We start from the raw sequence: 14199 nt of genomic DNA on the forward strand, positions 1-14199 counted from the left end.
GATTAGATGACAAACGTATTGGGAGTTATAAATCTTATCAATGAAAAGCAATTTTTGAAACAATTAACTTATCATCGGTGTCTGGCATCCGTACCTTTTGCTGGACGATATAGAATGATAGATTTTATGTTGTCTAACTTTATTCACTCCCAAGTAACACAAGTAGCTGTTTTTACTAAAGAAAAATACAGATCCATTATGGACCATTTAGGTTCTGGTAAGGAATGGGATCTCGATCGTCGGAATGGAGGTCTATTTGTTTTACCTCCCATACACCAAGACAAAAAAATAAAGGGTGACCTTGAACAGTTTTATGATCATTTTGAGATTTTTAGTCGGTCTTCCGCGGACACGGTTATCATTGCACCCGGACACCTCGTTTGTAAAATTGACTTTGATGAAGTTCTATCACAGCACAAAAAAAATCGTGCAGATGTTACTGTCATTTATAAAGAATATCAAGGAAAAACAGTGGAAAAACCGCTATATCATAAATGTACTTTAAATATTGAAAATAATGTAACAGATATTGAACTGTATACAGCACCAAAATCTGGTGAACCTGTATGTCTAGAAATATTTGTGATAGATAAATTTATATTGATGGAATTGATCCATACATGTGTGGAAAATGAAGAATTTGATTTACTTAAAGATGCTATAAAAGCAAATTTAAATCGACTGAATATAAAGGGATATCATTTTACAGGTAACATGCCGTTTATTAATTCGATTGATAGTTATTATACAAGTAATATGGAATTTCTTGATCAGAATATGGTACGTTCTTTTTTTTATGATAAATGGGATATTTTCACAAAAGTGAAACATGAAGCTCCGGCAAAATATTCTTCTTCATCGAAAGTATCTAATTCTTTAATTGCAAATGGATGTGATATTCAAGGAATTGTTGAAAATAGCATTATCTTTCGAGGGGTAAAAGTTCAAAAAGGTGCTGTTGTGAAAGACAGTATTATTATGCAAAAAGGAATGATTGAAGCAGGTGCACATGTTGAAAACATTATTGCAGATAAACAAGTGAAAATCACAAAAGGGAAGGTGCTAATAGGCGACCTACATCCGAAAGTGATTAAAAAGGCGGAAATTATCTAATGGAGGCTCTTTCATGAACGTATTATTTGTTGCATCAGAATGTGCTCCTTTTGTTAAAACTGGTGGCTTAGGAGATGTGATCGGCGCTTTGCCTTTTGCATTAAAGGACCAAGGAGTAAAAGTTAGTGTAATTCTCCCTAAATATGGAGATCTTCCTTTTTCCGTTAAAGAGAAATTGACACTTATGCAAAGTATTGAGGTGCCTGTTGGCTGGCGCCATCAATATTGTGGAATTGAAAGACTTGAATTTAATCATATTCAATTTTATTTTCTTGATAATGAATATTATTTTAAACGACATGGCAGCTATGGTTTTTTTGATGATGGAGAACGCTTTGCCTTTTTTTCAAGTGCGGTTCTAGAGGTGCTTCCATACCTTGATGATCGCCCTGATGTCCTTCATTGTCATGATTGGCAAACAGGACCAGTGAGTGTTTTATTAAAAGCACATTATAAAACTCATCCGTTTTATCAAGATATGAAGACTGTTTTTACCATTCATAATTTAAAGTACCAAGGTGTATATCCTAAAACCGTTTTGTATGATCTATTGGATTTAAGTGAATTATATTTCCAAATGGATGGGCTTGAGTTTTATGGAAATGTAAGTTATATGAAAGCGGGGCTGGCCTATTCTGATATTTTAACAACAGTTAGTCCTACATACTCTATTGAAATTCAAAATGCTTACTATGGAGAGAAATTAGATGGATTTTTACGGAAAAGGAAAAACTCCCTACATGGTATTATTAATGGAATTGATACAAATTTATATAACCCGTTAAACGATCAATATATATATACTCCATATGATTCTTATGATGGGAAAATACTTAATAAACTTCAACTTCAGGAGGAATTAATTCTTCCTGTTGACGTAAATATACCTGTCATTTCCATGGTTACTAGATTAGTAGAGCAAAAAGGAATAGACCTAATCCTCCATGTTATTCAAGAAATGTTAAGATTAAACGGACAGCTTATTATTTTGGGGACGGGAGAAGAAAAATATGAACGAGCATTAAAGGAGTTGGCTTGCCAATATCCACATCAAGTTTCCGTTCACACTTATTTTGATGAAAAATTAGCCAGAAAAATTTATGCAGGATCAGATATATTTCTTATGCCTTCAAAGTTTGAACCGTGTGGAATTGGTCAGCTTCTTTCTCTAAAATACGGTACATTGCCAATTGTAAGAGAAACAGGGGGACTAAAAGACACAGTGCAGCCTTATAATGAGTTTACGGATGAAGGATATGGTTTTTCTTTCACTAATTATAACGCACATGATATGCTTTACACGTTAGAACGAGCAGTATGGTTTTTTAGATTTCAGCCAAATAAATGGAAGAGATTAGTTGAGAGAGCAATGAGTCTTGATTTTAGCTGGCAATCCTCCTCGAAAGAGTATAAAAAAATATACAAATCTTTAATATCAGAACAAAAGAAACCGGAACCTATTGGTGTATAATAATATAATGAATAAAAATCATGTGCAGTTAGCAGAAACTGTGCATGTTTTTTTATTAATTGAAGTGAGGTTGGAATGGTATAATAGTTTAAAAGATGGCTTTGTTAATGCTTATTGTTGATAAGATCACCTGTATGGTATGTGTGAAGCGTTTTCTTTGGAGTAAAACTAGCTGAACATATACCATACAGGGTTTATTAGAAATAACAGCATTGTTTAACAAAGCTTAATAGATAAAAAAATGAAAAGTAAGGAGATATTTTCGATTGATGAAGTTAGTTTCTTGGAATGTGAATGGAATTAGAGCATGTGTAAATAAAGGTTTTTTAACATATTTTAATGAAATGGATGCAGATATTTTTTGTATTCAAGAAACCAAATGTCAGGATGGGCAAATAGATTTAGAGTTAGAAGGGTATCATCAATATTGGAATTACGCTGTGAAGAAAGGTTATTCAGGGACAGCGGTTTTTACTAAAAATAAACCGCTATCAGTAAAATACGGATTAGGTAATGAAAACGAGGAACCGGAAGGAAGAATTTTAACTTTAGAATTTGAAACATTTTATTTAGTAAATGTGTATACTCCAAATTCTCAACGGGATCTAGCCAGATTAAGTTTTCGATTAGCTTGGGAAGATAAAATTCGTGATTATTTGATAGAATTAGATCAAACGAAACCAGTGATCCTATGTGGTGACTTGAATGTTGCTCATCATGAAATCGATTTAAAAAATCCGAAGCCAAACAAAGGAAATTCAGGGTTTACTGATGAAGAGAGGGGAAAAATGACCCATCTGTTGGAATCAGGTTTTATCGATTCCTTTCGTTATTTACACCCTGACAAAGAAGGTTCCTACACTTGGTGGTCGTATATGAATAAAGTAAGAGAAAGAAATATTGGGTGGAGAATTGATTATTTTATTTTATCTAATCGATTAAAAGATGTATTAAAAGATTCACAGATTCACTCACATATTTTAGGCAGTGATCACTGTCCTGTTGTTCTTGAATTGCAATCTTAGTTTTAAGTAGATAAATAACAGGACAGTCACCACAACCTCCTTATTTTAATAATGTAAAATAAGGAGGTTAGCCTATATGGATAAATTGTTCGATAAAAATGTGTTAGAAGAGCCGCTTTCATCTTGGCAAAGAGATGCAATGGAGGCGTTTGATAAAAAGATAATGAATAAGGAGTTTAAATTCCCTTGTATCCCTGCTTTTCAAGGGTATGTTTTGAATCATATGCGGTTTGGCTTTATAAAGGATCCAAGAATTCCAGACACTGCTTTAGAACTTGCAGCTTTGTTAAAAACGTATGGAAGTATTTCGAGGGAAACGGGAGATTATTCCGCTTTAGTCATATTTTTTGAAACTCCTAGTGATTTAAAAGATTCCTTTTCAATCCAAGAATATGAACAGCTGTTTTGGAATCTATTAAATCAATTGGCATTGCTTGATGAAGCGGAATGGCCTGATCAAATTTCTTCGACTCCTGCACATCATACATGGGAATTTTGCTTTAATAACGAAAGATATTTTTTTTATTGTGCAACACCTGCACATGTACAAAGAAAAAGCCGTTATTTTCCGTATTTTATGTTAGCTATTACACCTAGATGGGTTTTGGAAAAATATAGCTCTATTTCTGAAAGAGCTGAAAAAATGAAAGAACGTATTCGTGAAAGGCTTTCTGAATATGATTTAGTTCCGCCTCATCCAGATTTGAAATGGTACGGTCAAAGTGACAACCATGAATGGAAGCAATACTTTTTACGAGACGACGATTCAACTATAGCCAGCTGCCCATTTAAACATCATATGAAAAATAAAAATGATTCCTGATTATCTACACCTGACCTTTGATGGGATGGTGTTTTTTATTTAAATGAAGGAAATTTAACAAAATTTGTAGAATGAACATAAGATATCTATTTTTACTATAACCGTATGGATAGGGAGTTTAAAACATAATTATAAATAACCAGCCGTTGATAAATTGAAGTTTTAAATGGAGGTAAAATATGGAGTTTCCTATTTATATATTTGGGATTCATCCTCATTTATTATTTGAGGCTTTAGCTTATTTCATTGGGTTCAGAGTCTATTTACATACAAGGAATAAAGAAAGAATCCCAATGGAAAAAGCGATGTGGGTCGTTGTAGGTGCTATTTTTGGCGCGGCTATTGGTTCGAAAATGGTTTATTGGTTTGAGGATCCAGTAAAAACCATCAATCATTGGAATAACATTCAATATATGATGGAAGGTAAAACAATTGTTGGAGGATTATTAGGCGGATTAGTGGGTGTCGAATTAGCAAAAAAGTGGATTGGTTGGACGAGATCCACTGGTGATGATTTTGTTCTTCCTTTAGCTGTCGGGATGATGATTGGAAGAATAGGTTGCTTTCTTACAGGACTCGATGATCATACATATGGAATTGAAACTACATGGATTACGGGAATTGATTTTGGAGATGGTATTCAAAGACATCCAACTCAGCTTTATGAAATCGTATTTTTATTTTTATTAATTGTATTCCTCATGATCATTAAGAAAAGAAAAATGATTTTATGGGAGGGCTATTTGTTTCAATTATTTATGCTGAGTTATTTAACTTTCAGGTTGTTCATAGATTTTATAAAGCCGACACCACACCCTTATCTTCATTTAAATAATATACAATTGGCAAGTATTGTAGGAATTATTTACTATGTCTTTTTGATGAAAAAAAAAGGAAAAGAATATTCAAGAATTGTAAATAGGGAGGGACAGCTTCATGCCGAATAGACCATATACTTATTATGATTTAACCATTAGTATTTGTTCTAAATGCTTAAGAAAAGTAGAAGCGAAGATTATTTTTGAAAACGAGAATGTATATATGGTAAAAACATGCATGAAACATGGAAGAGAAAAGGTATTGATTTCTACAGATATCAACTATTACAAATGGTGCCGTGATTTTATTAAACCTTCTGAGATGCCCCATAGATGGAATACGCCAATTAAATACGGATGTCCTTATGATTGTGGCTTATGTCCTGACCATGAACAACATAGCTGTCTGACATTGCTGGAAATTACAGAAAGATGTAATTTAAAATGCCCCATTTGTTATGCAGAGTCTTCTCCGCAAAAAGGGACGTTCCGTTCATTAGAACAAATTGAGCTTATGTTAAATGCCATTGTTGATAATGAGAAGGAACCAGATATTATTCAAATCAGCGGAGGTGAACCAACAATTCATCCTCAGTTTTTTGAAATTTTAGACATGGTAAAGCAGAGCCCTGTAAAACATATTATGGTCAACACAAATGGCCTAAAAATCGCAAATGATAAAGAATTTGTCAAACGACTAGCAACCTATTTACCTGGATTTGAAATCTATTTGCAATTTGATAGTTTTGAAGGGGAAACATTAAAAGAATTGCGTGGTGTAGATCTAACAAAGGTCCGTCAAAAAGCAATTGATCATTTAAATGAATACAATATATCTACCACCCTTGTTGTCACATTGAAAAAAGGATTGAACGACAATGAGATAGGGAAAATTATCCAATACGGGCTGGAACAAAAATGTGTTCGGGGTGTGACATTCCAACCTATTCAGAGTGCAGGTAGACTAGAAGATTTTAATCCTGAAACGGATCGGTTAACTTTAAGTGAAGTAAGACAAATGATTATTGACCAATCAGGTGTGTTTGGTGAAAAAGATATGGTACCAGTTCCTTGTCATCCAGATTCTTTGGCGATGGGTTATGCATTTAAGAAGGATGGTCTAGGTACTCCATTAACCGGTATGATTGATCACAACATTTTATTAGAAGGAGAGAGAAATACGATTGTTTTTGAGCAGGATGAAAACATTCGGAATATGATCTTTAATCTCTTTTCGCTAAATCATTCACCAAGTTCGTCTGCATTGTCATTGAAAGATTTATTATGCTGTCTTCCAAAAGTAAACATTCCAAGTGAAATCGGCTATGATAATGTATTTCGAGTAATTATTATGCAGTTTCAGGATGCACATAATTTTGATGTTCGCTCTGTGAAAAAATCGTGTGTACACATCGCCCATCCAGATGGTCGGATTATTCCATTTGATACGTATAATTTGTTTTATAGAGATGAAAAAGAACAAGAGTTAATGAAGATTAGGGAAGAGATATTAGCGGGCAGATAGTTCATTTAATAGAAAAATATATTAGTATGAAACGAGGGATAATATAATTGGATAACCAAGATAAGAGCGAAAAAAAGAACTCAGATGTAAACAATGAAGGTAATATATGGTTGGGGATCGGTATCGGATTTCTACTCTATTTCATCCCCTCTTTACTTACTTTTCAAGGGTTGGTACAGGTCGCTTTTCTTGCACCCATTTTACACATTATCGCTATCATATATTTTTTTGCAAAAGATAAGAGGTATACAGGAATCGGACTTCTAATATTCGGTGGTGTTATCCTTTTATTAATTACTGCTTGTTTCGGATTTGTGTTATTCCATTTGATGGGAGTATAAATGAAACTTCAGCTTTTCTACTTAGAGTGAAACTTTTTGCAGGGATCCTCGTCTAAAGTATTGTATCTTAATCTATAACTGAATCCTGCTTGAAAGGGGATCCCATGAAAAAAAGAATCGTTTTATCAATTCTATGTGTTTTATTACTTCTTGGTGTTGGTTGGGTAAGTTTCACCTTCTATCATATGAAGCATGTTGCTAAAGAACAGCCACCGAAAAATATACCTTATCTAGTAATTCTGGGGGCAAAAGTAAATGGAGAGAAAATGTCAAAAGCGTTTTTTGAACGGGCTAAAGTAGGTTTACAATATTTAAATCAAAATGAAAATACGAAGGTTATTGTAACTGGCGGACAAGGTCCAGATGAAGATATTACCGAGGCTGAGGCTGCTAAACGTTATTTAATTGAAAATGGTATTGCGGAAAAACGCATTTTTTTAGAAGAAAAATCTGTTAATACATACGAAAATATTAAATTTGCTAAAAAGCTATATTCAATAAATGAAGCAGTATTCGTAAGTAATGATTTTCACCTTTATCGTGCGATACAATTAGCAAAAGCTCAAGACATAAAAGCATATCCTCTTGCAGCTGAAACTCCTAAAGTCGTTAAACCCAAATTATTTGCCAGGGAATTTTTGGCGATATTAAAATGGGTGATCACAGGGAAATAAAGTGCCTGACACCTTCCGTGGACATTTGATGTTTTTTTCCATCCCAGACGGACACTTGTGGAAAATGATGTAAATAAAAAGCTAGTGTCCATGTGGGGTGGAAAAATATCTTGTTTGTCCATGGAAGGTGCCTGACACCATCCAAAAAAACGGAAGAGGACAGGCATTTTTCAAAATCTACCCGAACGAAAAATCGAGTAGATAAGCCAAACAAACATAAGAATCGCAATACCAATACCGAATCCAACAGTGGGGAAGTGAAATAAAAAGCGGTTACTAAACGTCTGCCCGATAATTAACCCTGCAATAATAATGCTAAAGGCAAGTAGCGTAATGCTAAATGATATACGGTTCCCTACACGATCAAGCTTTAAAAGTAATTTATCAATTTGCGGGAGTTCCATTTCAAAACGAACTTGCCCTTTGTTGACTTTGATCAATGTTTTTCTTAGTAACTTGGGCAAACGGAACGTGATATTCGTAAAGTCTATTAACTCATCCCAGGCTTTTGAAAGTGCATGTAAGGGATGAATACGATCAAACAGCAGTTTTTGACCAAAAGGTTCTGCTAGATGAATTAAACTTAATTCCGAATCGAGATTTTTTACAATGCCTTCAATTGTAATTAGTGCTTTTCCAAGCATTGTGTAGTCTTTTGGGATAATAATTCGGTGTTTTTGTGTTGTATTGAATAAGTCTGTGATTGCTTCACCGATATTTATCTTACTTAAAGGAATGTTGTAATATTTATCACGTAAATTATCTAGATCCAGCCTTAGCCTATCTTCATTAATTTCTACTGAAGTTATAGCCATTCGACTAACTGTACGGATTAGAATATCCGTGTCTTTCTTCATTAAACCAATAATGAGTGAAGCGAAATTTTTCTTCATATCCGGACTTAAAATACCAATCTGACCAAAATCGATATAAACTATTTTGTTACCAGGCAAGAAGAGAAGGTTTCCTGGGTGAGGGTCACCATGGTAGACCCCGGAAATTAACACTTGATTGAGAAAAGAGTGCACAAGTCGTTCAGCCAATACTTTATTATTGAATTCATTGGTTGTTTCTGAATTGAGATAGGCATATTTTGTTCCTTCGAAATATTTAGTAGTCAACACCTTTTTTGTTGAATATTCCCAGAATACTTCCGGAATAAGAATATTGTCGTCTTCTTCAAACTGCCTACTAATCTTTTCGGCATTTCGTCCCTCTTGAGTATAATCCATTTCACTTTTAATCGCTTGGGCCAGCTCATCAACTATATCCCTTATTTGATAATGTTTTGCCCAATCATAGCGAATTTCGATCAGGCGGGTGATATCTCGTAATATTTCAATGTCGCTATCGATTTGTGATTCAATATTTGGACGACGAACTTTGACGGCTACCGTTTCTCCAGTTTTTAAAATGGCCTTATGTACTTGCCCAATCGATGCAGTTGCAAGACTGTCATCGTCAAAGTGCTGGAAGATATCCTCACAACTGGCACCGAGCTCCTCATAAATGGTTTGTTTGATGATAGATGTATCATACGGTGTGACATTATCCTGAAGTTTTTCAAGTTCCAATATTAGCTGTTCAGGGAGCAAATCCCTTCTTATGCTTAATAATTGTCCAAGTTTAATAAAGGTAGGTCCGAGCTCCTCCATAACCAATCGCAGCCGACTGCCGAGTGGTTTTGGTTCTTCTGATTGCAAATCGGCTGCCATTCTTTTCGGAAGCGAAAGCAAGTGCAATAATCCTACTTCCTTTACGATATATCCGAAACCATGTTTAACAAGAACGGTAACAATTTCCCTATATCTGTTAATATGCTGCATTCGCTTCATAAACATCTAAGATCACCTAATTTGTTCACTCTTGATTCGCATTTTTTAATAAAGCATCTAATTTTTCCTCTAGCCTGTTCAATTGTTGTTTCGTATCTTCGAATTCTTCAACGGTGACAAAGCCTAGCTGTTTAAATGATTCAGAAACTCCTTGCTGAAATTGCTTACTCCATTCTTCTTGCTTTTCTTTTCCTTTTTCTCCTAGCTCCACTAGTAATTTTTTTGCTTCTTCTGGAGCCAGGTCACCGTTAGTAACAAAATCTCTCACGTATTTTTCCGCCTTTTCTTTACTTGCAAGTGCAGCACCTAATCCAAGATAAAATCCCTTTTTGATTAATTCGTTCATTTTTTTCACCCTTTCTTTTTAATGATTTAATTATGTCCATTTAAATACAAAATGGTTATAAAATCAATTTATTATTGTCTGAAAATAAAAATACTTCCCCTTTACTAAATTTTAAATATTTTATATAATAAAAGGGTATATTAATTAAGATTAATGAAGGAGGGGTAAAGGTCAGATGAGTATGTCCGTTGTTTTTCAAATGGTTTTAGCTTAAGACGGGATAAGTATGCCCATTTTTAGCCAAACCAATCGTAAAACAACGGACAATCAGACCTTTATACTCTATAAATATTCGTGTTTTTTGGAATGTTTCCTTAAAGCATGTGAAAGGTAGGGGCTGTATTTCCCTACCTTTTTTATATGGATCTGTTAATTGATTTTGTAGTTTTTTAAATGCCTGCATGGGAATTGTCAACAGGTATCACATTTGAATTAAACAGCAGGTAAGATTTCGACAATATACCTTAACAGAGTCCAGTGTATAAAAAAGTCAAATTTCAATATTGAAAAGTTTTTTCTTAATATTGTATAAACTGTCCTCCTTGTTTTGCGATTGGTTCTATTAATCAGAACTTTTGGAGGGATAATAATTATGAGTATTGTACAATCAGAAAATTTAACTCACTATTTTGGAGATAAATTAATTTTTAAAGAAATTAATTTTCGTTTATTAAATATGGAGAGGGTAGGTTTAGTCGGGCCAAACGGAGCTGGCAAAACTACTCTTTTGCAGATTTTATCAGGGAGATTACTTCCAGATAGCGGTACGATTAGCTGGCATCCAAATGTACAGATTGGGTTTTTAGAACAGCATATCGAATTGGTGGAAGGAGTTACCATATTAGATTATTTGAAAAGTGCATTTCAACATTTATATGACTTAGAAAATGAGATGATTCGCTTAACTGAAGCAATGTCAACAAGCAATTCTGATGAATTACAAAAATTATTAAATAGGTATTCACAAATACAAGATCAGTTAGATATTAATGATTTTTATTCCATTGAGTCGAAAATTGAGGATATTGCTTTTGGATTAGGGATTCATGCTCTCGGAATGGAAAGGGATGTTTCAGAGTTAAGTGGTGGTCAGAGTACTAAATTGCTGCTGGCTAAGCTTTTGTTGAGCGAGCCGGATGTTTTACTGTTAGATGAACCAACTAACTATTTAGATTATAATCATATTTTATGGTTGAAGGAGTACTTAATTAATTACAAAAACTCCTTTATCTTAATATCGCATGATACAGAGTTTTTGAATGATGTAGTAAATATCATTTATCATTTAGAGCATAAGCAATTAACAAGGTATATTGGGAATTACAAACGATTTATGGAAGCATATGAGTTACGAAAACATCAAGTACAAATTGCATACAGTAGACAACAAGAAGAAATTCAAAAGCTTGAATCATATATCCAGAAAAACAAGGCACGTGTTTCAACTTCTAAACAAGCGAAATCACGTGAAAAAAAGTTATTAAAAATGGATCGAATTACTCAGCCTGATCAAACTCCGTTTCCAAGATATTCTTTTAAAGTATCTGAACGACCCACAAGTGTAATTGTTGAAACGAAAGCTATAGAAGTCGGTTATAATTCACCTTTACTACCATCCATTAGCTTTCGACTTAAACGAGGTGAGAAGGCTGCAATTATTGGCCATAACGGGATAGGTAAGTCTACTTTACTTAAAACGATTATCGGGGAGATCGCACCTCTTAGTGGAACAGTGGCATTCGGACAAAAGGTAAAGCCTGCATATTTTGCCCAAGAATGGAACACAGCTTTAACATTAACACCATTGGAATATATATGGTCCATGAATGCAAAAATGTCTCAAAAGGAAATTCGGCAAGCTCTAGCTAGATCGGGTCTAAAAAAGGATCATATTTTTCAGCCGTTAAATTCTTTAAGTGGGGGAGAACAAACGAAAGTACGACTGTGCCAACTTATGTTAGAGGAAAGTAACTGGCTCATCCTTGATGAACCTACTAATCATTTAGATGTTCAAGCAAAAGAGGTACTATCAAATGCACTTCAACAATATGAAGGCAGTATCCTGCTTGTTTCTCATGAACCAGACTTTTATAAGGATTGGTGTACACATATTTGGAATTTGGAAGAATGGATGAAGGAATAATATGAATAATAAAAAAGCACCAGAATTATAGTACTTATAATAATTCTGGTGCTTTTTTTCTATACATTTTTGAACCAATTTAGTGTTCGAAAAAAATTTATTATAGTTCCTCTTTTGATAGAAAACCGTAAAAAATGCGAAGATTGATAAACCAAGCCGCACAATGGGAAACAGATTATTGAAATCAATATTTCTTAAATATTTTCTGATATTATTTTTTACTCTTAAATTCATAAAATAGTTGTAGTGATAGATGAGGATTTTGTCCTTGAATGTAAACATCTGTAATTAGAAAATCTTTAGGAACCTCAAACTCGGCAGTATTGTAAAAATAAAGCCCGACAACTTCATCCAGTATATTTGATTGTTTCCAGCTCACATTATAAATAGTGGAAGTCCCAGTTTCTCCCTCATTAAATAAATTAAATTCATCAGAATTTCCTTGAGCTGTTGAATTAGGGGATTCAATATCCATTCCAGTATTTATTTTATTTGTATTAAAAAGAGACGAAGTCCACCAGACTTGTTTTGCGTTTTGACTTATGATATTGTATTCATTTCTTAGCTGCAATTCTATCTGCATCGGTTTTAAATCAGAAGGAATAAAATCAAATTGATGCTCGGAAACAACTAAAAATTTCCTTTCTCCTTCGTACACTAAATGCAAGTAAACACGGCCTAATGTCGTTTTTCGTGGTAGTGTTGAACTTGAGTATTGTTTTAATAATTTTTGATAATTCGCTTTTGATAAGTACTTTAAATCATTTTTAGAAATTTTCATGTAAATGGTTATACTATCGACAATTTTTCCGTTTATTTGTTCATATTGCTGAATTTCGTCTTTTGACATATTGTAAATAGAAATATCTTGGAATCCTAACTTTTTTAATTTGTTAAATGTATTCTTGTTAGGTTGAGATACATGCAAATTTTCCTTTATTTGAAAATTGTCGGGATTGGTTATAATCGTAGCTTGAGTTGTTTGTTTAAAGTAAACAAATCCAATGTATAACATAAATACCCCAGTGATAATCGAATAAAGTAGTAACAATCGATTTTTATTTTTCAAACTCTTCACCACTTTCTAACTCTTTAATAGTATAATAATACCAATATTGTAAAGAAAATTCGATACTTTTTAGGGGGAAGTATATGGGATTTAGAACGATGCTGGTCGGTTTTATTTTTATATTGTTTAATATTAATCTTGGAAATATTAATATTTTACCTGATGTAATAGGGTATGGCCTATTATTTCTGGGATCAATTACATTAAGAAGAAAGTTTGATAATGAATTCTTTTCTAGAGTCAAGTCAGCGAGCCTGATTTTAATTATTCTATCTAGTTTAGATCTCCTGAAAAAACATACAGAGGTATTATATGTTCTTAATAATTCTCAGACTATAGAGGGAAAGGTTTTTTCTTTTCTCTTTTATCTCACGATTGTATCTTTGTTCTTATACTGTGTATATAACTTATGTAGAGGCATTGAAAAAGAGGCAAATCTTATTGAATCAAAGGGGTTAGCTTCTAAATCAAGAAAGGTCTTTAAAATTTTTGCTATTTATCAATTGGCTTTTTTTCTTTTTCTCGGAATCGGTACCATTGGCGGATCTCAGGAATTCCATTTTAGTGGTCAGGCTGCATTATTTATTTTTATTGTTGTAGCTATTATTTTGATTTACGTTTTTGTTCAAATGTTTTCATTATTAAATCAGGCAGAAAAAACATTTATAGCAAGTTATAATGAAAAATAGATTCATATTAATTACTTGTAGTTGTATCAAACGAAACCAAATTTTAAAAATACCCCTTGATTCGCAATTTGAAAAATGCTAATATAATCAAAATATTTCTTTTATAAGTCGATGAAGAGAACAAGTACGTGAGGATCTGACTCTGACAGCGAGCTGGGAATGGTGGAAGCCAGCGAGGAAGCCGAAACGGAAAAATCATCTCTGAGATGCAAGGCTGAACGTAAAGTAAGTCTTGACGGAAGTCCACCGTTACAAGGAACGCGTATGATGGTACGTTGACAAAGTGCTGTTGCTGTTTGCAGCAGAATTTGGGTGGTAACGCGGGTA

Annotated in this window: 13 protein-coding genes and 1 other annotated feature (1 of these 14 cut by a window edge); of the genes, 10 read left to right on the forward strand and 3 right to left on the reverse strand. The window is 33.6% G+C overall.

Features of this window, described 5'->3' with window-relative positions:
• Positions 1-6 precede the first annotated feature (6 nt).
• The 8 genes from glgD to ACQKP0_RS18480 all read left to right on the forward strand — a co-directional run bounded on the left by glgD (position 7) and on the right by ACQKP0_RS18480 (position 7790).
• On the forward strand, positions 7-1113 hold the full coding sequence (glgD, locus tag ACQKP0_RS18445) for a glucose-1-phosphate adenylyltransferase subunit GlgD (protein ID WP_427407293.1): 1107 nt from the start codon (positions 7-9) through the stop codon (positions 1111-1113).
• A gap of 13 nt (positions 1114-1126) precedes the next feature.
• Positions 1127-2584, forward strand: coding sequence for a glycogen synthase GlgA (gene glgA / locus ACQKP0_RS18450; protein ID WP_427407294.1), 1458 nt, complete (start codon positions 1127-1129; stop codon positions 2582-2584).
• Between the two features lie 269 nt (positions 2585-2853).
• A complete protein-coding gene (locus ACQKP0_RS18455) occupies positions 2854-3609 on the forward strand; it encodes an exodeoxyribonuclease III (RefSeq protein ID WP_427407336.1) in 756 nt (251 codons plus the stop codon).
• Between the two features lie 76 nt (positions 3610-3685).
• Entirely contained in the window at positions 3686-4432 is a 747-nt protein-coding gene (locus ACQKP0_RS18460) for a YqcI/YcgG family protein (protein ID WP_427407295.1), read from the forward strand.
• Positions 4433-4611: 179 nt separating this feature from the next.
• Positions 4612-5379, forward strand: coding sequence for a prolipoprotein diacylglyceryl transferase (locus ACQKP0_RS18465; protein WP_427407296.1), 768 nt, complete (start codon positions 4612-4614; stop codon positions 5377-5379).
• Positions 5369-6775, forward strand: a complete 1407-nt coding sequence (locus tag ACQKP0_RS18470; RefSeq protein ID WP_427407297.1) for a radical SAM protein — start codon at positions 5369-5371, stop codon at positions 6773-6775. Before ACQKP0_RS18465 ends, ACQKP0_RS18470 begins: the two co-directional genes overlap by 11 nt.
• 47 nt (positions 6776-6822) lie before the next feature.
• Positions 6823-7116 carry a hypothetical protein gene (locus tag ACQKP0_RS18475; RefSeq protein WP_427407298.1) on the forward strand — a complete coding sequence of 98 codons (294 nt, stop codon included), beginning with the start codon at positions 6823-6825 and terminating at the stop codon, positions 7114-7116.
• 104 nt (positions 7117-7220) lie between these two features.
• Complete coding sequence (locus ACQKP0_RS18480; RefSeq protein WP_427407299.1) at positions 7221-7790, forward strand: YdcF family protein; 570 nt, start codon at positions 7221-7223, stop codon at positions 7788-7790.
• A 170-nt stretch (positions 7791-7960) separates the two neighbouring features.
• Here the strand turns inward: ACQKP0_RS18480 and ACQKP0_RS18485 are convergent, their stop codons facing one another.
• Together ACQKP0_RS18485 and ACQKP0_RS18490 are read right to left on the reverse strand one after the other, a co-directional pair.
• Entirely contained in the window at positions 7961-9631 is a 1671-nt protein-coding gene (locus ACQKP0_RS18485; RefSeq protein WP_427407300.1) for an ABC1 kinase family protein, read from the reverse strand.
• Positions 9632-9650: 19 nt separating this feature from the next.
• Positions 9651-9971: a phasin family protein gene (locus ACQKP0_RS18490; RefSeq protein ID WP_427407301.1), complete on the reverse strand. Its 321-nt coding sequence runs from the start codon at positions 9969-9971 to the stop codon at positions 9651-9653.
• 592 nt (positions 9972-10563) lie between these two features.
• Here ACQKP0_RS18490 and ACQKP0_RS18495 point away from each other — a divergent pair.
• Positions 10564-12114, forward strand: a complete 1551-nt coding sequence (locus tag ACQKP0_RS18495) for an ABC-F family ATP-binding cassette domain-containing protein (protein WP_427407302.1) — start codon at positions 10564-10566, stop codon at positions 12112-12114.
• Positions 12115-12325: 211 nt separating this feature from the next.
• Here the strand turns inward: ACQKP0_RS18495 and ACQKP0_RS18500 are convergent, their stop codons facing one another.
• Positions 12326-13183: a hypothetical protein gene (locus tag ACQKP0_RS18500; RefSeq protein WP_427407303.1), complete on the reverse strand. Its 858-nt coding sequence runs from the start codon at positions 13181-13183 to the stop codon at positions 12326-12328.
• Positions 13184-13266: 83 nt separating this feature from the next.
• On the opposite strand from ACQKP0_RS18500, the gene ACQKP0_RS18505 reads away from it, so the two are divergent.
• The gene (locus ACQKP0_RS18505) at positions 13267-13872 is read left to right on the forward strand and encodes a hypothetical protein (RefSeq protein ID WP_427407304.1); all 606 of its coding nucleotides are present in this window, start codon (positions 13267-13269) and stop codon (positions 13870-13872) included.
• Between the two features lie 102 nt (positions 13873-13974).
• Positions 13975-14199: a binding site (T-box leader), on the forward strand; it runs 17 nt beyond the window's last position.

It is taken from the genome of Heyndrickxia sp. NPDC080065 (assembly GCF_050281185.1).
In the GTDB taxonomy this organism is placed as follows: Bacteria; Bacillota; Bacilli; order Bacillales; family Bacillaceae_C; genus Heyndrickxia.

Bases quoted from the DNA above. Each gene is read 5' to 3' on its own strand.
- ACQKP0_RS18495 (WP_427407302.1), top strand. From the start codon at position 10,564: ATGAGTATTGTACAATCAGAAAATTTAACTCACTATTTTGGAGATAAA.
- ACQKP0_RS18490 (WP_427407301.1), bottom strand. From the start codon at position 9,971: ATGAACGAATTAATCAAAAAGGGATTTTATCTTGGATTAGGTGCTGCA.
- ACQKP0_RS18505 (WP_427407304.1), top strand. From the start codon at position 13,267: ATGGGATTTAGAACGATGCTGGTCGGTTTTATTTTTATATTGTTTAAT.
- ACQKP0_RS18470 (WP_427407297.1), top strand. From the start codon at position 5,369: ATGCCGAATAGACCATATACTTATTATGATTTAACCATTAGTATTTGT.
- ACQKP0_RS18465 (WP_427407296.1), top strand. From the start codon at position 4,612: ATGGAGTTTCCTATTTATATATTTGGGATTCATCCTCATTTATTATTT.
- ACQKP0_RS18480 (WP_427407299.1), top strand. From the start codon at position 7,221: ATGAAAAAAAGAATCGTTTTATCAATTCTATGTGTTTTATTACTTCTT.
- ACQKP0_RS18460 (WP_427407295.1), top strand. From the start codon at position 3,686: ATGGATAAATTGTTCGATAAAAATGTGTTAGAAGAGCCGCTTTCATCT.
- glgD (WP_427407293.1), top strand. From the start codon at position 7: ATGACAAACGTATTGGGAGTTATAAATCTTATCAATGAAAAGCAATTT.
- glgA (WP_427407294.1), top strand. From the start codon at position 1,127: ATGAACGTATTATTTGTTGCATCAGAATGTGCTCCTTTTGTTAAAACT.
- ACQKP0_RS18455 (WP_427407336.1), top strand. From the start codon at position 2,854: ATGAAGTTAGTTTCTTGGAATGTGAATGGAATTAGAGCATGTGTAAAT.
- ACQKP0_RS18485 (WP_427407300.1), bottom strand. From the start codon at position 9,631: ATGTTTATGAAGCGAATGCAGCATATTAACAGATATAGGGAAATTGTT.